Source organism: Streptomyces sp. NPDC051576 (assembly GCF_040681835.1).
Lineage (GTDB): Bacteria > Actinomycetota > Actinomycetes > Streptomycetales > Streptomycetaceae > Streptomyces.
Window position 1 is genome coordinate 139,650 of sequence record NZ_JBFAZO010000009.1, and the last position, 21,396, is coordinate 161,045.

Consider the following 21,396-nt stretch of genomic DNA (forward strand, 5'->3'; position numbering starts at 1 on the left):
GCGGATCGGCGCCGGGCCGGCTGCCGGTCCGGCGCGGCGTGTCCGATCATCGTGGCACGCCGGATCGCGGGCCCTTCGCCGGGGTCACTCGAAGCGGGAGACGTCCCCCGCCCCCTTGCGGACGATCTCGGCCTCGCCGCTGGAGAAGTCGATGACCGTGGTCGGTTCCGTGCCGCAGTCCCCGGAGTCGACCACCGCGTCCACCACGTGGTCGAGCCGGTCCTTGATCTCCCAGCCCTGGGTCATCGGCTCCTCCTCGTCGGGCAGGAGCAGGGTGCTGGACAGCAGCGGCTCGCCCAGCTCGGCGAGCAGCGCCTGGGTGACGACATGGTCGGGGATGCGGACGCCCACGGTCTTCTTCTTCGCGTTCAGCAACTGGCGCGGCACCTCCCTCGTCGCCGGGAGGATGAACGTGTAACTGCCGGGCGTGGAGGCCTTGATGGCGCGGAACACGTCGTTGTCGATGTGCACGAACTGGCCCAGTTGGGCGAAGTTCTGGCACACCAGCGTGAAGTGGTGCCGGTCGTTGAGATGCCGGATCGTACGGATCCGCTCCATGCCGTCACGGTTGCCGAGCTGGCAGCCCAGCGCGTAGCAGGAGTCGGTCGGGTACGCGATCAGCGCACCCGAGCGCACACTGTCCGCGACCTGGGAGATGGTGCGCGGCTGCGGGTTGTCGGGATGCACGTCGAAGTACTTGGCCACCCGCCGAGCTTATGCCGTGCCCGTGCGGGTCGTCGCGCGGGCACCGTCCGATGCCCGATTCGCCGGGCGTACCCCGGCGAATCGGGGGAAGCCGACAAGAGCGCTCGGGACTCTCCCCCGAACCCGGGCAGGACCGGCTCCGCCCGCGGCCCTCCTCCGAGGCCGCGGCGGGGCGGTTCCAGCGCCTGTCGACCGGGTGCCCGGCTCAGCCGTGCAGCCGGACCGGCACCTCCTGCCAGCCGAAGGCGATGAACGACGGCACCTGGCGCAACTCGTCCGCGTCGACGGCCAGCCGGGCGTCCGGGAAGCGCTCGAAGAACGCGGGCAGCGCGGTCAGGGCCTCCACCCGGGCGAGCGGCGCGCCGATGCAGCGGTGCACACCGATGCCGAAGGCCAGGTGGTCGTCGGCTCCGCGGGCGGCGTCGAAGACGTCCGCGTCGGGACCGTAGTGGGCGGGATCGAGGCCGGCCGCGGCGATCGTGGTGAGGATGGCGTCCCCCGCCGGCACGGTGACCTCGCCGACGGTGAGGTCACCGACCGCGAACCGCAGCGGCAGCGAGGCGATGGACGGGTGAACGCGCAGGGTCTCGTCGACGACCGCGTCCCAGCCGATCCTGCCGGCGCGTACGGCGGCCAGTTGCTCGGGGCGTCCCAGCAGGGCGACGATCGCGTTGCCGATCAGGTTGACCGTCGTCTCGAAGCCCGCGCCGATCACCAGCAGCAGCGTGTACAGCAGTTCCTCGTCGCTGAGCCGGTCGCCGTCCTCGTCGCGCACCCGGATCAGTTCGCTGGTGAGGTCGTCGCCGGGGTGCTCGCCGCGATGGGCGATCAGCGCGGACAGCACCGTGCCGATCTGGTGCTGCACGGACGCCGCGCGCTCCGGGGACGGGTCGGAGGTGTCCATGATGGAGGCGATCAGGTGCCTGGTGTCGTCCACCAACTCGTCGGGCACGCCGAACAGTTCGCAGATGATACGCATCGGCAGGGGGTGGGCGAGCGCCGCCTTGATGTCGACCACCTCGGCGTCGCCGGCCGCCACCGCGTCGAGGAGTTCCGCCGTGATCGCCTCCACCCGGGTCCGCATCGACTCGGTGCGCCGGTGGGTGAAGCTCGGTGCGACGAGCTTGCGCAGCCGCGTGTGGTCGGGGCCGTAGGCGGAGAGCATGTTGGTCACGCCGATCCAGCTCATGACCCAGGCCCAGGAGGGGTGTTCGCCGATCTCGGGCCAGAGTTTCCAGTGCGGCCGGGGGTCCTTGCTGACCTGCGGGTCGAGCATCAGTTGCTTCAGGGTGTCGTGGTCGGTGGGCGCCCAGGCGGGGATGCCGCCGGGGAGTTCGACGGGCACGATCGGGCCGAGGGCACGCAGCCGGGCGCTCTCGGCGGCGATGTCGGCGCCGAACGGGTCGAGCGCGATGCGGTCGGTCACGGTCACGACTGGTCTCCTGGCTGGTCGGGGGAGCGGGGGCTGAACCGGACGGGCAGAGACGTGAGAGAGCGGTGGAAGGGGCCGGGCCGCCAGGTCAACCGCTCGCGGGGCAGGACCGGTCGGAGGTCGGGCAGCCACAGCGTGAGCCGCTCTATCGCCTCCGTCGCGATGAGCAGCGTGTGCTGCTTGACCGGGCAGGCGTGCGGGCCCGCCGACCACGACAGGTGCGAGGCGTCCTTCGGATGCCGGCCGTTGACGACCTCCTGCTCGGCGAAGTGCGCGAGCGCGCCGTACGAGACGACGACCGGTACTGCCGGTCTGATCCACACGCCGTGGAACGTGACGGGCGAACGGGCATAGTGGATGCCGTAGTTGGCGAGCGGTGTCTCGTGGTGCAGGACCTCCGCCACGGCGTCCATGACCGGGCGGGCCCCACTGGTCAGGGTGGAGTAGTAGACCGAGGTGCCGAGGATGCGGGACAGCGCGTTGGACACCAGGTTCGCGGTCGGCTCGTGGCCCGCGCCGAGGGTGAGGAACACCTGCCAGGTGACCTCCTCCGGGCTCAGCCCGGCCGGATGGTCCAGGAGCCAGCTCGGCAGGTCGTCGCCCCGCGCCTTGGCCTTGGCCGCGATCAGTTCGAGGACGTAGCCGCCGAACTCGGCCTCGCCCTCGGCCGCTTGGGCACCGCCCTCCATCATCATGCCCAGTGCCCGGTCCAGCCGCTCGCTCTGGCTGTCGGGCAGCCCGAAGAGGCTGTTGAACACCAACGCCATCAGCGGCCGGGCGAAGTCGCCCACCAGGTCGGCCTCTCCGCGCGGTCCGATCCGGCTCACCAGCACATGCACCGCCCGGTGCACCCGGGCCCGCAGGTCGTGCGGCTCGATCCGCTCGAAGGCGTCGATCAGCGAGGCGCGGTAGCGGACGTGCGCGGCGCCGTCCGCGAACAGGGAGTTGGGCCGCCAGCGCATCATCCCGAGGACCGGGGAGTCCTCGGCGACCGTCGTCTCCCACGGCCGGGGATCGTGCGAGAACGTGTCCGTGTCGCGCAGCAGGTCCAGCGCGGCCCGCCGCTCGATGACCACGTACGCCGGTACGTCCGGGGCGAGTTCGGCCCAGCCGACCGGGCCCTGGGCCCGCAGGGCGGCGTAGTGGCCGTAGGGATCGCGCGCGAAACCGTCCTCCCACAGTCGGACGGGACGGGTGAGGGGAGTCGTGGTCACCTGTGCTCCGGAGGGTCGCGGTCGATCAGATGCTGGACCAGGGCGAGCAGGGCGTCGATCGACGAGTTCGCGTCCCGGGCGTCACAGGTCACCAGCGGGGTGCCCGGCGCCAGGTCCAGGGCGGCCCGCAGTTGTTCCTCGGTGTGGTGCCGGGGCGCGTCCGGGAAGGTGTTGAACGCGACGGCGTACGGCAGCCCGCTCTCCTCCACCAGCCCGAGCACGTCGAACGAGGCGTCGATGCGGCGGCCGTCGACCAGGACGAGCGCCCCGAGCGCGCCGTACGCGATGTCCTCCCACAGCGCCCGGAACCGCTCCTGCCCGGGCGTACCGAAGAGATACAGCACGATCCCGCCCGGCAGACTGATCCGCCCGAAGTCGATCGCGACGGTCGTCGCCGTCTTCTCCCGCACCCCGTCCAGATCGTCCACGTGGACGGACGCCTCGGAGAGCCGCTCCTCGGTGTGCAGCGGCCGGATCTCGGACACGGAGTCGATCAGGGTCGTCTTGCCCACCCCGAACGGACCCGCGACCAGGATCTTGACCAACTCGCGGGCGGTGTCCGGGAGATGGATGCCGCTAGGGGTGCTTGAGGGCGCGTAGGCCATCGGCCACTCTCTTCAGCAGGTCGGGGTCGAAGCGTTCGGCGGGCGGGATCGGGGCGCGGGCGAGCAGCAGGCTCCGGTCGAGGAGGCCGGCGGCCAGGACCCGCACCGCGGACACCGGCAGCTCCAGCAGGGCCGCCGCCTCCAGCACGGTCAGCGAACCGCCGTGCAGGGCGTCCAGCAGGGCGAGTTGGGCGGCGGCCAGGCCGGCCGGGACGGGCTCGCCGCTGCCACTGAGCACGGTCAGCCGCTCCAGTTGGGGGCGGCTCGGCCGGGCCACACCGCCGGTCGACAGATACGCGGGAACCAGAGGACGGCCGCCGCGACGGCCGGTCATGCCGGTGCGCCGCCGTCGACCTCTCGTGGAGCGGAGGTCATCGCCTTCTCTCCCAGCCGCGCCACCTGCGAGTGCACCCGGTGCGCCAGCAGGTCCAGGCGCACCTCGCCGTCGCCGTAGGCCGCCACGCAAGTCCCGTGATCCGTCGGGACGATGAGCACGTACCCGTGGTCGGACTCGATGACCACCTGCCGAATCTCGGCCCTCTCCCGGTCCGCGAACGCTGCCGCGGCGGTCCGACACGCCCCCTGCACCGTGCTGGTGATCGCGGCCACCCGCTCGCCCGAGGCCTGGGACAGCGCGTCGGTGTACCCCCGCACCAGCCCGTCCCGGGTCAGCAGTACCGCGGCCACCACGTGCGGCACCTCCAGGATCGGATCGAGCACCCAGGCCGTGTCGCCCCCATCGCGGCTGATCATCTAGCCGCTCCCCCCTCGTAGTCGTTCCGATCGAGCCGACCGATGTCGTGCGCTACAACTGCCTCTGGTTCTACGGGTTCCAGGGGCCTCTCTCCTACGGCGACCCCGGCGCCGTCGCTCGCGGCGCGCGCGGCGGCGGTGCCGGACTGGAGGGCGCCGAGAGCGGCGGCGGCCTGTTCCGGGCAGCGCGCCGGCAGCGGTGCCTCCGGCGCGGCCGGCGCGCCGCCCGGGGTACGCCGGCGTCGGCGCGGCAGGCCTCCGGCGTCGGGTACGGCCTGGTGACCGGACACTTCGGCCCCGGCCCGCACGTCGCGTTCGGAGCCGTAGGAGTGGGCCGGGGCGGCGGCCCGGCGGGTCGAGCGCGGGGCGCTGGCCGCGGGCGGTTGCCGCTCGGGGTCGATACGGCTGAGCAGGTGGCTGTCGATCCGCAGGACCGCGCGTACGCCGCCGTAGGGAGAAGGCGAGGACACGTCCACGCCGAGGTCGAACTGCCGGGTCAGCCGGCCGATCGCCGCGAACCCCATGCGGGGCGGGTCGCCCAGGTCGGTGAGCAGGATCGGGTCGGAACCGGCCACCATCCGCCGGGCGTGGTCGCGTTCGTCCTGGGTCATGCCGAGCCCCGCGTCGTCGACGGTGACACAGGCGCCGTGATGCACGTGCTCCAGGTTGACCACGACGTCGGTGTCCGGCGCGGAGTGCCGCAGCGCGTTGTCGAGCAGCTCGGCGACGATGACGGCGACCGGTTCGACGGCGTGCGAGACGAGCGCGGTGCCCGCTTCGAGATGGTTGTGCACCCCCACCCGGTGGTATCCGGCGAGCCGCGCCTGGCCGCCGGTCACCGCCTCGACGAGGTGCGACTCCTCACGCGCGAGTCCGACCCAGGCCCCGCACACGACCGCCGCCACCTGAGCGCGGCGCAGCGACTGCTCGTTCTCGTGGTCCAGCATGAACAGGGTCTGCGTCAACTCGGGGTCGTCGTACCGCTGTTGAAGCGTCCGCAGGGCGTCCTGCAAGCGGTACAGCGCGGCCTGGATCTCCCGGGTGGCTCCCCGCATCCCGGCCTGTGCGGCGGCGTCGACGCGGGTGCGCTGCGCGGTGAGCTCCGAACGCAGCGCGCTCAGCACGTTCTCCAGGGCGATCCCGAGCGGCGAACCGATGAACTGCGGCTGCGCCGGCCCCGGCACGGCGACCCGCGTATGGGTCAACTGCCGTGCGGCGGCCGGTACCCGCTGCATCGCCAGATGCTCGACCTCGGCCGCCAACGCCGCCTGAACGCCGTCGAGTCGGTCCCGCAGCTCGGCGATCTCCTCGCGTTGCAGGGCGCGTTGACGCCGTGACCGCAGCAGCCCGGCACCGAGCACGAGCGCGGACAGCGTGCCGGCGGCGAGCGCACCGGTCACCAGGTCCGGTAATTCGGTCATCGAATCGAGTCCAAGCGCAGTCGGGCAGGGCTGAGTTCGGGCCCCTGAGGCGGGGCGCCCGGAGCACAGTACACACCGTCATCGACCGCTCTCGGGCGGTGTCACAGGACTTCCCTTCGAAACCGACCGGACTCTGTTCACTTCTGCGCCAACTGTCTGAAATGGCGTGTGGGGAAAGGGAGTTGAGTGGTTGGGGTCGGTGTATCGCACACGAGGGGGAGCGGTATGACGGGCGTGGCGCGTTGGCTGGACGGCATCGAGGACGAGGCGGCAGCTCTTCTGCCGCCGGAGATCCACGCCTACTTCCGCAGGGGCGCGGGCCAGGGTCTCAGCGCCGCCGAGGCCGCCCCGGCCTGGGACGGGTTCCGCCTGCGTCCGCACATCCTGCGGGACGTGTCGCGGTGCGAGACCTCGACGACCGTGTTGGGCACGGCAGTTGGCACACCGGTCCTCGTCGCCCCGAGCACCCTGCAACGCCGAGCGCATCCCGAGGGCGAGGCGGCCACCGCGCTCGGCGCGGCCGGTGCCGGTTCGCTGCTCGCGGTGACCTCCAACACCGCGGTCCCGTTCTCGGCGCTCGAACCCACGGGCGCGCCCTGGTGGGTGCAGGTGTACGTGGCCCGCGACCGCTCCCTGACCGAGGAGACGCTCCGGCGTGCGGTGGCGGCCGGGGCCCGGGCGGTCGTACTGACCGCCGACACCCCCGTCATCGGCTCCCACGGCAGACCCGGCGCACATGTCGCCGACTTCGTGGGCCCCGAGGACCTCTACGGCAATGTCACCGGCACCCCCGACCGGGAGGCCGCCGAGCACGCGCCCGACCTGGGGCCCGACGTCATCGGCTGGCTGCGGGACCTGACCGGCCTGCCGGTCGTCGTCAAGGGCGTCCTGCGCGGTGACGACGCCCGCGCTCTCGTGGACGCGGGTGCCGCCGGTCTGATCGTCTCCAACCACGGCGGCCGCCAGCTCGACGGACTGATCCCGACCGCGTGGGCGTTGCCGGAGGTCGTCGACGCGGTCGCCGGGACGGGCGCCGAGGTGTACGTGGACGGCGGACTGCGCCGAGGGACCCACATCTTCACCGCGCTCGCCCTGGGCGCCCGCGCGGTGTTCGTCGGCCGCCCGGCCCTGTGGGCACTGTCCCTGGCCGGTGCCCAGGGCGTGCGCCGCCTCATCGGTGACCTCACGGCGGAGCTGGTCGAGACGATGCGGCTGACAGGCGTGGCCGAACTCCCGGAGATCGGGCGGGACTTGCTCCATCCGTGGGCGGACCTCAGCCTGTCGGCAGGGTCACCCCCCACCCGTTGACCTACTCGGTGCGCGGGCGGTCGAAAGCCGACGGAGTCGGGTCCAGGGTCCGCAGGACTGCCTGGTACGGGGCGAGGCCCGACCACGTCCGTCAGCGGGCCGGCGTACGCGTGAATCGATTGTCGTAGCTGCGGAATCCGCCGCCATATCTTGCTCACATCACATTTTCTGTCGTACCGTCCAGACATTCCATCGCCGACACCACCGGGGTACCCCATGGACCGCACCCGCCTCCAGGACCTCCTCGCCCGCGAGCGCGCCGAGGCGGATCGGGCCAACCCGCGTTCGAAGGCCGCCTACGCCCGTGCCGATCACCTCTTCGGACGGGTGCCGATGACCTGGATGAACAAGACCGCCGGGGCCTTCCCCCGCTACCTCGACACCGCCCGGGGCGCCCGCGTCACCGACATCGACGGGCACGAGTACGTCGACTTCAGCCTCGGTGACACCGGAGCGATGGCCGGTCACTCGCCCGCGGTGGTGGCCGAGGCGGTGCGGCGCCGGTTCGCCGAGCAGGGCGGGGCCACGGCGATGCTGCCGACGGAGGACGCCGAGTGGGTCGGCGCCGAACTCACCCGCCGCTTCGGGCTGGCCCGCTGGAGCTTCTCGCTGACGGCGACCGACGCCAACCGCTGGGCGATCAGGCTCGCCAGGGCCGTCACCGACCGCCCCAAGATCCTGGTGAACAGCTACAGCTACCACGGCAGCGTCGACGAGTCGCTCATCGTCGTAGGACCGGACGGCCAGGGCACAGCCCGTCCCGGCAACGTCGGCGCCCCCTGCGATGTCACGCTCACCAGCCGTGTCGCCGAGTTCAACGATCCCGCCCAGCTGGAACGGGAGTTGGCGCACGGCGACGTCGCCGCCGTTCTCATGGAACCCGCGCTCACCAACATCGGCATCGTGCTCCCCGAGCCCGGCTACCTGGCCGCCGTACGCGAACTGACCAGGCGCCACGGCACGTTGCTCATCATCGACGAGACCCACACCTTCTCGGCGGGACCGGGCGGCTGCACCGCGGCATGGGACCTCGAACCCGATCTGCTCACCATCGGCAAGGCGATCGGCGGCGGCATCCCGGCCGGCGCCTACGGCCTGTCCGCCGAACTCGCCGACCGGTTGCTCGGCCGTGCCGACCTGGACCTGGTCGACATGGGCGGGGTCGGCGGCACCCTGGCGGGCAACGCGCTCTCCGTCGCCGCGATGCACGCCACGCTCGAACACGTCCTGACCGACGAGGCGTTCGCCCATATGACGAAGCTCTCCGAACGCTTCGCCGCCGGTGTGCAGCAGGGTATCGACGCCCACGCGCTGCCCTGGACGGTGAGCCGTCTCGGCGCGCGCAGCGAGTACCGCTTCGCGTTCCCGGCCCCGCGCACCGGCACCGAGTCGGAGGCGGCGGGGGACCCGGAGCTGGAGGACTTCCTCCACCTCTATCTCGCCAACCGGGGCATCCTGCTCACCCCGTTCCACAACATGGCGCTGATGTGCCCCGACACCACCGAGCAGGACGTCGACACCCACACCCGGGTCCTCGCCGACGCGCTCGCCGAACTGATGCACTGACAAAGGAAGTTGGGAGCAGGCACGTGGACGACATCGACCGGGCCATCCTGCGCGAGTTGCAGACCGACGGACGTATCGCCTACGCCGATCTCGGACCGAAGGTCGGCCTGTCCGCGTCGGCCGCACGGCAGCGGCTCCAACGCCTGCTGGATTCCAGGGCGGTTCAGGTCGTCGGGGTGACCGACCCGATGGCCATGGGCGGCCAGGCCATGGCGCTGCTCGGTATCGAGGTGGACGGCGACCCCCGTGCGGTCGCCGACGAACTCGCCCTGCGCGACGAGGTGGTGTATGCCGTGCTCACCTCCGGCGGGTTCGATCTCTTCGCCGAGGTGGTCGCCCCCGGACCGCGGGACCTGCTGGATTTCGTGAACGACGTGGTGCGGCCGGTCGAAGGGGTCCGGAACGTCCAGTCGTTCCCGTACTTCGGCATCCACACCCACCGGTTCCTGTGGGACGTGGGCTGACCGCCGCCTGAGCGCGGGCCCGAGATGCCGGAGTGATCCAACGGGCGTCTAATGGGGATGTCGGAAATGTCCCCTGGCGGAAAAGGCCGAGGTCATGACGCCCACGGATTCCAGTGCAGGGGGCAGCGGGGCCGCAGCCAAGGGGGTGCTGCGCAGGCTGGGGGAGTGGTGCGCCCGGCACTTCGTGATCGTCATCGTGGTCTGGCTGGTGGCGCTGGCCGCGCTCCAGGTCCTCAACAGGTCCTTCGGGGGCGACTATTCGGACGACTTCTCGCTGTCCGGCGTCCAGTCCCAGCACGGTCTGCAGGTGCTCAAGGAGCACGATCCGGCGGCCGGCGGCTACGGCAGCCAGATCGTGCTGCACGACAAGGACAAGCAGCTCACCTCGTTGAACTCGCAGATGTCCGAGACGGTCGGCGACCTGCAGAAGCTCCCGCACGTCCTGTCGGTGCAGAACCCGCTGCCCCAGCCCGGCACGCAGCCACCGACGTCCTCCGGGCAGAACGTGGGGCCCCTGTCGTCCGACGCGAAGACCGGTTACATCACCATCCGCTTCGACGTCCAGCCGTCCACCCTCGGTGACGGCTACCTCCACGGCGTCGACAACTCCGTGAAACCGCTGCGCGCCGCCGGCGCCCAGGTCGAGTACGGCGGCCCGCTCGGTGAACTGGCCCGGCCCGCCGCCGACGACCGGGTCAGCGAACTCATCGGGTTCGCCGTGGCGATCGTCGTCCTGCTGATCGGCTTCGGCAGTGTGATCGCCGCCGCGATGCCCCTGGTGACCGCACTGATCAGCGTGATCGGCGGACTCGCCTGCCTCGGACTGCTGGCCGCCGCGTTCACCTTCGCGACGGTGTCACCGACCCTGGCCACGATGATCGGCATCGGGGTCGGCATCGACTACGCCCTGTTCCTGATCACCCGCCACCGGCAGAACCTCATGAACGGCACGGATCCGGTGCGCGCCGCCGGACAGGCCGCGGCCACCAGCGGCCGGGCGGTGCTCGTCTCGGGCTGCACCGTGATCATCGCGCTCGCCGGACTGTTCGTGTCCGGCGTGCCCTTCATCGGCAAACTCGGGCTCGCCGCAGCGGTGACGGTCGTGTCGGCGGTCATCGGCGCGCTCACCCTGGTGCCCGCCCTGCTCGGGCTCATCGGCAAGCGCATCGACCGCTACCGGGTGCGGCGGCCGGTGGCCGAGACCGACGCCGAACCGGGCACCGAGCCGACGGGCACCTGGCACCGCTACGCCCAGCGCGTCGAACACCGGCCGTGGACCTTCCTCGCGGCGGGCGTCGCCGCCGTGGTCGTCCTCGCGATCCCGGTCTTCTCGATCCAGCTCGGCCACATCGGCGACGGCGCCGACCCCACCTCGTTCACCGACCGGCGCGCCTACGACCTGATGACCGACGCCTTCGGGCCCGGCTCCAACGGCCCGCTCACCGTCGTCGTCGACCAGAGCGGCGTCCCGTCCTCGCAGCGCTCCGCTCTCTCCTCCCAGGCGCAGAAGACCCTCGACGGGGTGCAGGGCGCCGCCAAGGTCACCCCGCTCACGACCACCAAGGACGGGGACGTCCTCGTCGGCACCGTCTACTCCAAGCAGTCCCCGCAGAGCGCCGACACCACCGACCTCACCAACCGGCTCGTCCACGACACCCTCCCGGACGCGGTCTCCGGCACCTCCGCCAAGGGCTATGTCACCGGCACCACGGCCGCGCAGGTCGACTTCCGCGACATCGTGTCCAGCCGACTGCCCCTGATCATCGGCGTCGTGGTCGCCCTGGCCTTCCTGATCATCCTCGCCGTGTTCCGCGGCCTCCTCGTCGCCGTCAAGGCCGCCGTCCTCAACGTCCTCTCGATCGCGGCCTCCTACGGTGTCGTCGTCGCCGTCTTCCAATGGGGCTGGGGCGGCCCCGCGCTGGGCGTCTCCGGCAAGGTCCCCATCGAGAGCTACGTGCCCATGATGATGTTCGCGATCATCTTCGGCCTGAGCATGGACTACGAGATCTTCCTGCTCTCCCGCGTCCACGAGGCCTGGCTGCGCACCGGGGACGCCGAGGCGTCGGTCGCCCACGCCCTGGAGATCACCGCGCGGGTCATCACCTGCGCAGCGCTGATCATGGTCAGCGTCTTCGCGGCCTTCGTCGTCAGCGACAACATCGTGGTCAAGATGCTCGGCCTCGGTCTGGCCGTCAGCGTGCTGATCGACGCCACGGTCGTACGGCTGCTGATGGTGCCCGCGGTCATGACCCTGCTGGGCCGGCACGCCTGGTGGACACCCCGGTTCCTGGACCGGGTCCTGCCGCACATCGACGCGGAGGGTGGGCACGAGGGGGCGTGAGCGTCAGCCGGCGGGTGCCGCGTCCGGGGTGAGCGCGAGCATCGTGACGTCGTCGCGGATCTCCTCGGAGTACCGCAGCACATCCGCCCACACCCGCTCCGCCAGATCGCCGGAGTCGCCGTCGGCGAGCGCGGCCAGCCGGTCGACGAACGGATAGAAGACACCGGTGGCGTTCCGCGCCTCCCAGACCCCGTCCGACGCCAGGAACAGCCGGTCCCCGGGCAGCAGCGGCACGGTGACACCGCCGAGCGGGCCCGAATCGACCAGACCGAGACCCAGCGGAGTCCACGGCACGACGCCGATCTCCCTGACCCGCCCGTCGCGCAGCAGCACCGGAGCCGGATGCCCGCAGGCCACGATCCGCACCGCCCGCGCGTCCGCCGAGAACTCCAGCAGTACGGCCGTGGCGAACAGCTCCGCGTGCGGCGAGCGCGCGGAGTCCACCACGAGCCTGCGGTCCAGGCGCGCCGTGACCGACTCCAGGTCCGGCCGGTCCAGCACCGCCTCCCGGAACGCCCCCAGCAACGACGCCACCGTCGCCACGGCCGACAGCCCGTGCCCCTGTACGTCACCCATCACCGCCCGCACCCCGAACGGCCCGTCCCGCACGTCGAAGAAGTCACCCCCGACCAGCGTCCCGCGCTGCGCTGCCCGGTACAGCCCCGCACACCGCACCGCCCCCACCCGCTCCGGCAACGGGGGCGCGACGGCCCGCTGCGCGGCCTCGGCGACCGTGCGCTCCAGGTCGAGCTGGGCGTCGCGACGACTGCGTACGAAGGAGATGAACACACTCAGCAACGCCACGAAGCAGATCGTCAGCAGGTCCGTACTGCCCGGATCGTTGAGGTGGAAGGCCGGGACGGTCAGCAGCGCGACGCTGAGCCCGCCGAAGAGCACGGTCGCCACGGGACCGTACGACAGACCGGCCAGCGGCGGGATGGCACCCAGCACGAAGCCGATGTCGAGCGGGCTCGGGCTCACCAGCGTCGCCACGCCCACACCGGCCACCAGCACACCCGGCAGCACCCGCACCCACAGGGGAGCGGGCGCGCCCCGCAGCCACCCCCGCCGGGCCGGCTCCCGGTTCCGGCGCGGCACGCGCACACGCACCTTTCCCACAGCACCACGCTCCTACGGCGGGACCCGCCCCGCACGCCGAGCGACGTCCGCCCTGCCGTGATCAATCCGTAGATCAACCGAAAGATCGGTCAGATCCGTCGATATTCACCAATCCGCGAGGGGTGGCTGTTCCGAATCCTCCAGCGTCAGGGAAGTTGGCATGGAGGACGGACGGTATGACACCTATCTCCAGGAGCGGTGCGAGGCTCAGGAGCCTCGCCACCCTCGTAGCAGGTGCGCTGGCCGCCGGGGGACTCGCAGCCGCCGGCGTGGCCACACTGGAACCCGGGGCGGCTTCCGCCTCAAGCCATCGGGAGGCACCGCTGATCTCGGGAAACCCCCGGTACGACAACACGGACGTGTACGCCTTCGTCAGTCCGGACAAACCGGATACGACGACGATCATCGCGAACTGGATCCCGTTCGAGGACCCGGCGGGCGGCCCGAACTTCTACACGTTCGCGGACGACGCCCAGTACGACATCCACATCGACAACAACGGTGACGCGCAGGGCGAACTGCTGCTGCGCTACACCTTCAGGACGCACACGAAGACCAAGAAGACGTTCCTGTACAACACGGGCCCGGTCACCAGCCTGGACGACCCGGACCTCAACGTCACACAGACCTACGACATCGAACTGCTCGAACTGCACAACCAGAACGTCGTGTCGACGACGAAGCTCGCCGACGACATACCGGTGGCTCCGTCGAACGTCGGCAAGGCATCCATGCCGGACTACGACACACTGCGACGCCAGGCAGTCCGCCAACTCGCCGACGGGGTCCAGACGTTCGCCGGCCAGGCGGACGACCCGTTCTTCCTGGACCTGCGTGTGTTCGACCTGCTCTACGGCGGCGATCTCTCCGAGGTCGGCAACGACACCCTCAAGGGCTACAACGTCAACTCGGTCGCCCTGCAACTGCCCACCGACATGATCACCGAGTCGAAGCAGCAGCCGGTCGTCGGCATCTGGTCGACCACACAGCGGAAGAACGCCCGGGGGAACTTCGAGCAGGTCTCGCGGCTGGGCAACCCGCTGGTCAACGAGGTCGTCAACCCGCTCAAGGACAAGGACAGGTTCAACGCGTCCGCGCCGTGGAACGACAGCCAGTTCCTGAAGAACGTCACCGAACCGGAGCTGCCGAAGCTCATGGAGTCCGTCTACGGGATCAAGGCGCCCGCGACACCGCGCACCGATCTCGTCGATGTCTTCCTCAAGGGCGTCAAGGGCCTCAACCAGCCGCCGGACGTGCGACCGGCGGAGATGCTGCGCCTGAACACCTCGATCGAGCCGGCCGCCGAGCCGAAACGGCTCGGTGTGCTCGACGGCGACAAGGCGGGCTTCCCGAACGGGCGCCGGCTCACCGACGACGTCGTGGACATCTCGCTCCAGGTCGTCGAGGGCGAACTGGTCGGCGCCAAGAACGACTTGGGCGACGCGGTCGACGCCGACGACCACAAGTTCGGCACCTCCTTCCCCTACCTGGCCGAGCCCGTCGCGGGTTCACGAGGCCCGCTCGCCAAGGGCGCGACCGGTGGCGACAATGTCCGCGACCAGGTGGGCAACGCCCTGCGACCGGCCGGCTCCGCCGACGGCACGAGTGACACCGGCCTGATCGCCGCTTCGGCGGCCTCGGGTGCGGTGGGGATCCTGCTGATCGGCGCGGGTCTCGCGTGGTGGCGTCGGCGCACGCGGCCGTCGGACTGAGTGGCATGGAACGAGAGAGGGCGGGGGCCGCGCTCCCGCCCTCTCCGGTTTCAGAACGGGGTGAGCGTGAGCCGGATCGCCGTGGGTGCCGTGTCCTGGACGTACGACGCGAAGTCCGCCACGTCGTCGAAGGCGAAGCCGTACGCCCTGCCGTCGGCGGTGGCGGCGTGCACCGCCTTCGCGTAGTGGTTCGTGAGGTCGGTCCCGTAGAAGGCCGAGGCGTCGGTGGTCGGCTGGGCCGGGTTCGACAGGAGCGTCGAGCGGTTGAAACCCGCGCCGAGCACGGCCGCCACCGGGCCCGTGGTGCCGTCGTTCGGGGCGGCCAGGTTGCCGTCGCAGAACAGCACGTCCCGTGTCGACGGCTTCGCGAACGAGACCGAGGCGGGGCCCGTGAAGGTGAACCTGTCGGCGCGGACCCGCCCGGTGAAGGCGCCCGCGTTCGTGGTGACGGTGAGGTCCTTGCCGGTGTAGGTGCTCCACACCTCGTCGATGTACGGCGCGAAGTAGTCCGCGGCGAACAGGCCCGCGTCCAGGCCGTGCCCCGGTGCGATCACCCGGGTGTCGTCCACGAGCAGCGGGGCGAACTCCTCGACCTGCCGCACCGCGGCGAACACCGACGCGCGCCCGCCGTCGCGCAGCGTCCCCGTCGTCTGGTCCTGCGCGCCGGTCAGCCGGATGCTCAGCGGCACGCTGAACATGTCGACCATCGTCGTGTTGCAGAACATGCCCGACGCGTTGTGCGTGAACTCCGCGCAGTCGTGCAGCACCCCGTAGTTGGGGTCGGACGTCACCCAGCCCGCCGGGTACTGCAGTGCCGGGCTGCCGTTGCCGTCGGCCACGGCCTTGAACTTGAGCTTCGCACCGAGCGAGACATAGATGCGCCCCGACAGGTACGGCAGTGAAATCGTCGTCTCCGCACCGGAGTTCAGACTGATCGCGTAGTCGGTGAAGCCGTCGGCGCCGTTGTCGGAGAGCGCTATCGGCGCGAGTGTCCCGTCGGGAGCGACCCGCACCTGCTTGCCGTCCACGTTTCCGACGATGTAGACGTGCACGCTCGCGTTGTCGAACGAGCCGCTGTTGTTGACCAGCGTCAGCGGGAGCGCGCCCGCCGCGGCCGAACCGGTGTCCGCGAGGGCGTAGGGGGCGAGCGCCGCGATGGCGGGAGCGGCCACGGCCGCGCCACCGAGGGCGAAGAGCATCTTGCGGCGGCCGAGTGCGCGCTGATGACGGGGAGTCATGTGGGGGGACCTCCGGGCGAGTTGGGGTGCGGCAGCGGACGGCGCCGACGATGAGAGCGCTCTCAGGCTGCGCGTCGGCACCGCCGCCGGGCCCCGATGTTACGCACGAGCACCGCCCCGGCCAACCGTTGAGTGAACCGTCGCCACGGCCCTGACCTGCGAAGACGAGATGAGACGGAGGGCTTAACCCCTGCTTAAGGACCACTTAAGCGCTCGGTGAAGCGTTCACGCGGGCTTCATCGCCCGTATCCGGGCGCCTCTTCCGTCCCATCGCATGCCCTCCTAGCCTCACGACACCTCATGTCCCTTTGTCGAAAGGCGACTTGCCGCATGCGTCAGCAACTCCCGCACACCGCGAGACGATTGGGCACCAAGGTCGCGATCCTGGCGATCACCAGCGCGCTCGCCGCATCCGCGCCCTTCCCCGCCGCCGCGGCCAACTCCCCGGCCGAGCGGCTCTCTTCGCTCGTCGACCCGCTGATCGGCTCCTCCAACGGCGGCAACACCTACCCCGGCGCCACCCTCCCGGGCGGCATGATCGCCTGGTCCCCGACCAGCACCACCGGCGACCAGACCAGCACGGGCGCCGCCAACGGCTACGAGTACGGCGCCACCCGCGTCCGCGGCCTGAGTCTCACCCATGTCAACGGCGCGGGCTGCAACCCCGGCGCGGCGGGCGACGTACCGATCATGCCGTTCGTCGGCGACGTCACCTCCTCGCCCTCGGCGGACACCAAGGACGCCGTCTACGCGTCGAACTTCTCGCACGCCGACGAGAAGGCCACCCCCGGCCGCTACACCCTCGGCCTCGCCTCCGGCGCCACCGCCGACCTGGCGGTCGGCAAGCGCGCCGGAGTCGCCGACTTCACCTTCCCCGCCGACCGCCCGGCGAGCCTGCTCTTCCGCGTCTCCAACTCCCTCAACGGCAGCGAGGACGCGCACGTCGACATCGACACCGCCCACCACAAGGTCACCGGCTGGGTCCTCACCGGCGCCTTCTGCGGACGCCGCGCCAACGGCGGCGTCAACAACCGCAAGAGCTACTACAAGCTGTACTTCAGCGCCTCCTTCGACCGCGCCTTCTCCTCGGTCGGCACCTGGCACGACAGCACGGTCTCACCCGGCTCGACGACCGCCTCCGGAGGCGAGGGATACGCCACCGGCGCCGACCGCGCGGGCCGCGGCTCCGGCGGCTGGATCGGCTTCGACACGGCGGCCGACAACGATGTCCACATGCGGATCGGCATCTCCTACGTCGGCCTCGCCGGCGCCGAGACCAACCTCCGCCAGGAGATCGCCCCGCACGCGCGCGTGGCCGACGTCGCCCAGGCCGGCGCCCGCGCCTGGGACCGCGAACTGAGCACCGTACGCCTCGACGGCGGCACCCCCGCCCGCCGCCAGACCTTCTACACGGCGCTCTACCACGCGCTCATGCAGCCCGACCTGATCAGTGACACGGACGGCCGCTACTGGGGCATGGACCAGGCCGTGCACCGGCTGGCACCCGGACAGCGGGCGCAGTACAGCAACTTCTCCGGCTGGGACCAGTACCGCGCCCAGATCCAACTGCTCGCCCTCCTGGAACCCACCGTCGCGGGCGACTTCGCCCAGTCGCTCTACAACTTCGCCCAACAGAACGGCGGAGTGTGGGACCGCTGGGTGCACATCAGCGGCGCCACCCACGTCATGACGGGCGACCCGTCCGCCGCGACCCTGGCCACCTTCTACGCCATGGGCGTCCGCAACTTCGACTACAAGGGCGCCTTCGATTCCCTCGTCCACCAGGCCACCGTGCCCGACGCGGACGAACTCTCGGACGCCGGCTGCCCCGGCCAGTGCGTGGGCCAACGCCCCAACCTGGCCCAGTACATGACCTCCCACTACGCCGCCCAGGACGCGTGCCACTGCTGGGGCGGCGCCGCCGAGACCCTGGAGGACGCCGTCGCCGACTCCGCCCTCGGCCAGTGGGCGACACTGCTCGGCCGTACCACCGAGGCGAAGACCTTCACCGAACGCGGCGCCTACTGGCGCAACGTCTTCAACCCCGCCACCGGCTACATCCAGGCCCGTAACCTCGACGGCTCCTGGGTGACCCCGTTCAACCCGGCGAGCGACCTCGGCTTCGCGCAGGGCTCGGCCGCCGCCTACGTCTGGATGGTCCCGCAGGACGTGACGGGACTGGCCGAGGCGATGGGCGGCCGCGAGACGGCCACCACCCGCCTGGACGGCTTCTTCCACACGGCGGACGGGGCGTGGTCGGTCCGGGGCGGCGACGCGCTGCGCTACGACCCGACCAACGAACCCGACATCCACGCGCCGTGGCTCTACAACTCCCTCGCACAGCCCTGGAAGACCCAGGCGACGGTCCGCCAGATCCTCGACACCGCCTACGGAACCGGTCCCAAGGGCCTGCCCGGCAACGACGACCTCGGCACCATGTCCGCCTGGTACGTCCTCTCGGCCCTCGGGATCTATCCGCGCACCCCGGGCAGCGCCGACCTGCTGCTCGGCGCACCCCTCTTCCCGAAAGCGGTCCTGGACCGGCCGGGCCGCACGGACATCGTCATCACCGCGCCCGACGCCGACGACACCCACCAGTACGTCGACGCCGTACGCCTCGACGGCCGCGACCTGACCCGCTCCTGGACCGGCGCGGCCCTGACCCTCAAGGGCGGCAGGCTGGACTTCCGGCTGGCCACGGAGCCGGACACGAGCTGGGCCACCGACCCGGCGGGACTGCCCCACTGACGTGCGGCGGCCCGGCGGAGGCGCACTCCGCCGGGCCGCCCGCGTAATTCGCTGGACGGGCGGACGGACCCGGCCCTAGCGTGAGCCCGCACACCCGGAGACCCACGGAAGGAGGCGAGTGCCATGCGATTCACAACACCCCTGCGCTCCCTCCCCGTTGACCCGGTGTGCCTCGACTGACCTGACCGGGAGCGCCTCACGCGGTACGCATCCCGGAGGAATCCATGACCGATCTGGTCATCCGCGCGCTCGACGCGAGCGACGCCCATCTTTTCGACGCACTTCCCGACGCGCTCGGCGCCCGGGCGCAACACCGGCTGACGACCTGGCGGCCCGACTGGCAGCGGGTGGCGCTGCGGGACGGCACGGTCGTCGCCCGCGCCGCCTGGTGGGCCGGCCCGGACGACACCGAACCCCTCGCCGTCGACTGCTTCGACCTGGTCGAGGGAGAGGAGGAGGCGGCCGCCGAGCTCCTGCGCAGCGTGCCCTGGCGCGTGGATGTGGAGCTGAACCTCCCCGCTGGCTGGCGCGACAGCCCCGAGGTCCGTGCCGCCGCCGAGGCCCGCTTCACCGCCCTGCGCGCGGCCGGTTACGACCTCCTCGTCGAGCGGTTCATCTACCGATGGACCCCGGCGTGCGGGCTGCCCGAGCGCCCCGGACGCCTCGTCTTCGCCCCCGAACCGGACGACGCCGTGTTCTTCGACGCCCTGCGCCGCATCCACTCCGTCACCCTCGACGCCCATGCCCGACGGGCCATCAGCCAAGGAGGAGTCGAAAAGGCCGCACAGGAGGAGATCGACTTCTTCCGCTGGTGCCCGTCCCCGCGCGAGTGGTGGCAGGTCGCCCGCACCCCCGACGGCGACCTCGTGGGCATCCACATCCCGGCCCGCAATCCGTCGGGCCCCTGCGTAGGCTTCATCGGAGTCGTACCGGAACAGCGCGGCCACGGCTACGCCCGCGACCTGCTGGCCGAGTGCACGCACCATCTCGCCGAGCGCGGCGCCGAGTTCATCGCCGCCGCCACGGACCAGGGCAACTTCCCGATGGCCGCGCACTTCGCCAAGGCCGGCTATCCCCTCATCCGGGAGCGCGCCACCTTCCAGTTCGTCGAGTAGCCGCACCGGCCCGTAGCCGTGCGGGCAGTCGGCCCGGTTCGTGATCCGTTCCGGGCCGACTGTCAGTGCCGGGTGCCATGCTGGCGACAGGTGGATCTACGGAACATCGCTCTACGGCGGGATGGAGGCGGGCATGGGGTTCGTCGGCGAGGTCTGGCAGGTGCGCGGGGGCGAGGAGACGGTGGGGGAGATCCTCATCGACGACGCCGACTTCCCTTGGCTGTCGGGCAAGTTCACCCCAGGTCCGGCCTTCGACGCCGTACGGGATCTGTTCATACAAGAGCTGGCGCTGGCGCAGGCGGACGACGACTGGTCCCTCTGGGAGGAGGCCTACGACGAGATCCGGCGGCGGGTCACGCTCACCTCGCCGGACGGGCCCGTGCCCGAGTTCCTGCTGCACATCGAGGGGGAGCGGGCCTGGTTCCGGTGGAGCGACGAGCCGTTCGACGAGGACGAGGAGGCACCGGGTGGCGAGTGATCAGCCGACGGTGTCGGTCACCATCGCCTCGGCCTGCGCCAGGATCTCGGTGACCCGCTGCCCGAAAGCCGCGTCGCAGGGGTGCGGCCGACCCGTGCGGACGGCCTCGCTCAGCGCGTCGGCGGCGCGGGTCAGGGCGGACACCGCACTGCCCGAGCTGTCCGGGAGGCCGGCCACCCCTGCCTCACCGCGCAGTTCGACCGTGACCCCGGCTGCGGCGGTCGGCGCCGTGAGGCTCAGCGTCAGCGTGCTCGTCGCACCGCCGACATGGTCCAGGATCAGCAGGGCCGTGTCCCGGGGACCCCGCACGGCCGCCGCCACCCTGCGGACATCACCGAGCACCGGCATCAGCACGGACAGGGCGTGCGGGCCGACGTCCCACAGCGCGCCCTTCTCCTGCCGCCAGGGGGACGCGGCGAACGGACTGTCGCTGGTGAACACCGAGCCGAGCCACTCGGCCCGAGCGGTGAACCAGCCCCCGGCGGCGGCCTGTTCAGTGATCCACGCCTCCGTCTCCGGCTGGAACCGGCTGGTGAAGAACACGACCGACGCGACCCCGGCCTCCCGCACCGCGTCGACCACGGCTCGTCCCTGCTCCACCGTCGGAGCGAGGGGCTTGTCCAGCAGCAGATGCCGGCCCGCACGAGCGGCCCGCACCGCCAACTCGGCCTGCACGGACGGCGGAAGGGCCACGGCGACGGCGTCCACATCCGCGAGGAGGGCGTCGACGTCGTCGTAGGCCGGCACGCCGTACCGGTCGGCCAGCTCCTTGGCCGCGTCCGGACGGCGGCCCCACACGCCCGCGAAGTCCCACTCCGCGTGGCCGTCGAGGGCGGGGGCGTGCGCCATCTGAGCCCAAGGGCCGGTGCCGAGCAGTCCGATGCGCATGGCGCTGCCTCTCCACGGGTCGAATCCACGGGTCGAACCTGATGCCGACCGGAGTCGATCCGACCGGCCGGTCGCCGGTGAGCGTGCCACATGAACGGGGCAGGTGCGCAAGCCCTTGCGGCGACCCACCGATTGAGCAGTCCGGCTGCTGGATGCGTTCGATTTCTTCTATTGGACCTGCGGACTCGGGCCGGAGAGGCTGGAAGCTGCGTCCTGCCCGCCGCGACCCGATCGGTCGTGGAGTGATGCGGCACGGCACGGTTCTGAGCTACAGCCGGAAGACCGGAAG

Annotated in this window: 18 protein-coding genes; 8 read left to right on the forward strand and 10 right to left on the reverse strand. The window is 71.3% G+C overall.

Annotation, left to right across the window (positions count from 1 at the left end):
• Positions 1-84: 84 nt before the first annotated feature.
• From AB0M63_RS28335 to AB0M63_RS28365, 7 genes are all read right to left on the reverse strand, one after another.
• Positions 85-705, reverse strand: coding sequence for an L-threonylcarbamoyladenylate synthase (locus AB0M63_RS28335; RefSeq protein ID WP_355915933.1), 621 nt, complete (start codon positions 703-705; stop codon positions 85-87).
• Between the two features lie 205 nt (positions 706-910).
• Entirely contained in the window at positions 911-2,137 is a 1,227-nt protein-coding gene (locus AB0M63_RS28340; protein ID WP_366021420.1) for a cytochrome P450, read from the reverse strand.
• Positions 2,134-3,351: a cytochrome P450 gene (locus tag AB0M63_RS28345; RefSeq protein WP_366021421.1), complete on the reverse strand. Its 1,218-nt coding sequence runs from the start codon at positions 3,349-3,351 to the stop codon at positions 2,134-2,136. The genes AB0M63_RS28340 and AB0M63_RS28345 overlap by 4 nt, the downstream gene beginning before the upstream one ends.
• The gene (locus AB0M63_RS28350) at positions 3,348-3,956 is read right to left on the reverse strand and encodes an ATP/GTP-binding protein (RefSeq protein WP_355915924.1); all 609 of its coding nucleotides are present in this window, start codon (positions 3,954-3,956) and stop codon (positions 3,348-3,350) included. Before AB0M63_RS28350 ends, AB0M63_RS28345 begins: the two co-directional genes overlap by 4 nt.
• Positions 3,928-4,290: a DUF742 domain-containing protein gene (locus AB0M63_RS28355; protein ID WP_366021422.1), complete on the reverse strand. Its 363-nt coding sequence runs from the start codon at positions 4,288-4,290 to the stop codon at positions 3,928-3,930. The genes AB0M63_RS28350 and AB0M63_RS28355 overlap by 29 nt, the downstream gene beginning before the upstream one ends.
• Positions 4,287-4,709, reverse strand: coding sequence for a roadblock/LC7 domain-containing protein (locus AB0M63_RS28360; protein ID WP_355915918.1), 423 nt, complete (start codon positions 4,707-4,709; stop codon positions 4,287-4,289). Before AB0M63_RS28360 ends, AB0M63_RS28355 begins: the two co-directional genes overlap by 4 nt.
• The gene (locus AB0M63_RS28365) at positions 4,706-6,130 is read right to left on the reverse strand and encodes an ATP-binding protein (RefSeq protein ID WP_366021423.1); all 1,425 of its coding nucleotides are present in this window, start codon (positions 6,128-6,130) and stop codon (positions 4,706-4,708) included. The genes AB0M63_RS28360 and AB0M63_RS28365 overlap by 4 nt, the downstream gene beginning before the upstream one ends.
• 225 nt (positions 6,131-6,355) lie before the next feature.
• Between AB0M63_RS28365 and AB0M63_RS28370 the strand changes: the two genes are divergently transcribed.
• The 4 genes from AB0M63_RS28370 (at position 6,356) to AB0M63_RS28385 (ending at position 11,809) form a co-directional block, all read left to right on the forward strand.
• Positions 6,356-7,438 (forward strand): alpha-hydroxy acid oxidase, encoded by a 1,083-nt coding sequence (locus AB0M63_RS28370; protein ID WP_366021424.1) that lies wholly within the window; start codon positions 6,356-6,358, stop codon positions 7,436-7,438.
• 216 nt (positions 7,439-7,654) lie between these two features.
• Entirely contained in the window at positions 7,655-9,004 is a 1,350-nt protein-coding gene (locus tag AB0M63_RS28375) for a transaminase (RefSeq protein ID WP_366021425.1), read from the forward strand.
• 23 nt (positions 9,005-9,027) lie between these two features.
• Positions 9,028-9,468, forward strand: a complete 441-nt coding sequence (locus AB0M63_RS28380) for an Lrp/AsnC family transcriptional regulator (RefSeq protein ID WP_355914736.1) — start codon at positions 9,028-9,030, stop codon at positions 9,466-9,468.
• A 94-nt stretch (positions 9,469-9,562) separates the two neighbouring features.
• Positions 9,563-11,809: an MMPL family transporter gene (locus tag AB0M63_RS28385; protein WP_366021426.1), complete on the forward strand. Its 2,247-nt coding sequence runs from the start codon at positions 9,563-9,565 to the stop codon at positions 11,807-11,809.
• A 3-nt stretch (positions 11,810-11,812) separates the two neighbouring features.
• Here the strand turns inward: AB0M63_RS28385 and AB0M63_RS28390 are convergent, their stop codons facing one another.
• On the reverse strand, positions 11,813-12,907 hold the full coding sequence (locus AB0M63_RS28390) for a PP2C family protein-serine/threonine phosphatase (protein ID WP_366021427.1): 1,095 nt from the start codon (positions 12,905-12,907) through the stop codon (positions 11,813-11,815).
• 197 nt (positions 12,908-13,104) lie between these two features.
• On the opposite strand from AB0M63_RS28390, the gene AB0M63_RS28395 reads away from it, so the two are divergent.
• The gene (locus tag AB0M63_RS28395; protein ID WP_366021428.1) at positions 13,105-14,640 is read left to right on the forward strand and encodes a DUF4331 domain-containing protein; all 1,536 of its coding nucleotides are present in this window, start codon (positions 13,105-13,107) and stop codon (positions 14,638-14,640) included.
• Between the two features lie 50 nt (positions 14,641-14,690).
• Here AB0M63_RS28395 and AB0M63_RS28400 read toward each other — a convergent pair whose 3' ends face one another.
• Entirely contained in the window at positions 14,691-15,878 is a 1,188-nt protein-coding gene (locus AB0M63_RS28400) for a beta-1,3-glucanase family protein (protein ID WP_366021429.1), read from the reverse strand.
• A gap of 330 nt (positions 15,879-16,208) precedes the next feature.
• On the opposite strand from AB0M63_RS28400, the gene AB0M63_RS28405 reads away from it, so the two are divergent.
• From AB0M63_RS28405 to AB0M63_RS28415, 3 genes are all read left to right on the forward strand, one after another.
• On the forward strand, positions 16,209-18,626 hold the full coding sequence (locus AB0M63_RS28405; RefSeq protein ID WP_366021430.1) for a GH92 family glycosyl hydrolase: 2,418 nt from the start codon (positions 16,209-16,211) through the stop codon (positions 18,624-18,626).
• 224 nt (positions 18,627-18,850) lie between these two features.
• Positions 18,851-19,741, forward strand: coding sequence for a GNAT family N-acetyltransferase (locus tag AB0M63_RS28410; RefSeq protein ID WP_366021431.1), 891 nt, complete (start codon positions 18,851-18,853; stop codon positions 19,739-19,741).
• Between the two features lie 133 nt (positions 19,742-19,874).
• The gene (locus AB0M63_RS28415; RefSeq protein WP_355914715.1) at positions 19,875-20,219 is read left to right on the forward strand and encodes a hypothetical protein; all 345 of its coding nucleotides are present in this window, start codon (positions 19,875-19,877) and stop codon (positions 20,217-20,219) included.
• Here AB0M63_RS28415 and AB0M63_RS28420 read toward each other — a convergent pair whose 3' ends face one another.
• Complete coding sequence (locus AB0M63_RS28420) at positions 20,220-21,107, reverse strand: Gfo/Idh/MocA family oxidoreductase (RefSeq protein WP_355914712.1); 888 nt, start codon at positions 21,105-21,107, stop codon at positions 20,220-20,222.
• Positions 21,108-21,396: the final 289 nt, after the last annotated feature.

Bases quoted from the DNA above. Each gene is read 5' to 3' on its own strand.
- AB0M63_RS28370 (WP_366021424.1), top strand. From the start codon at position 6,356: ATGACGGGCGTGGCGCGTTGGCTGGACGGCATCGAGGACGAGGCGGCA.
- AB0M63_RS28410 (WP_366021431.1), top strand. From the start codon at position 18,851: ATGACCGATCTGGTCATCCGCGCGCTCGACGCGAGCGACGCCCATCTT.
- AB0M63_RS28420 (WP_355914712.1), bottom strand. From the start codon at position 21,107: ATGCGCATCGGACTGCTCGGCACCGGCCCTTGGGCTCAGATGGCGCAC.
- AB0M63_RS28385 (WP_366021426.1), top strand. From the start codon at position 9,563: ATGACGCCCACGGATTCCAGTGCAGGGGGCAGCGGGGCCGCAGCCAAG.
- AB0M63_RS28365 (WP_366021423.1), bottom strand. From the start codon at position 6,130: ATGACCGAATTACCGGACCTGGTGACCGGTGCGCTCGCCGCCGGCACG.
- AB0M63_RS28400 (WP_366021429.1), bottom strand. From the start codon at position 15,878: ATGACTCCCCGTCATCAGCGCGCACTCGGCCGCCGCAAGATGCTCTTC.
- AB0M63_RS28360 (WP_355915918.1), bottom strand. From the start codon at position 4,709: ATGATCAGCCGCGATGGGGGCGACACGGCCTGGGTGCTCGATCCGATC.
- AB0M63_RS28350 (WP_355915924.1), bottom strand. From the start codon at position 3,956: ATGGCCTACGCGCCCTCAAGCACCCCTAGCGGCATCCATCTCCCGGAC.
- AB0M63_RS28375 (WP_366021425.1), top strand. From the start codon at position 7,655: ATGGACCGCACCCGCCTCCAGGACCTCCTCGCCCGCGAGCGCGCCGAG.
- AB0M63_RS28355 (WP_366021422.1), bottom strand. From the start codon at position 4,290: ATGACCGGCCGTCGCGGCGGCCGTCCTCTGGTTCCCGCGTATCTGTCG.
- AB0M63_RS28405 (WP_366021430.1), top strand. From the start codon at position 16,209: ATGCGTCAGCAACTCCCGCACACCGCGAGACGATTGGGCACCAAGGTC.
- AB0M63_RS28395 (WP_366021428.1), top strand. From the start codon at position 13,105: ATGACACCTATCTCCAGGAGCGGTGCGAGGCTCAGGAGCCTCGCCACC.
- AB0M63_RS28415 (WP_355914715.1), top strand. From the start codon at position 19,875: ATGGGGTTCGTCGGCGAGGTCTGGCAGGTGCGCGGGGGCGAGGAGACG.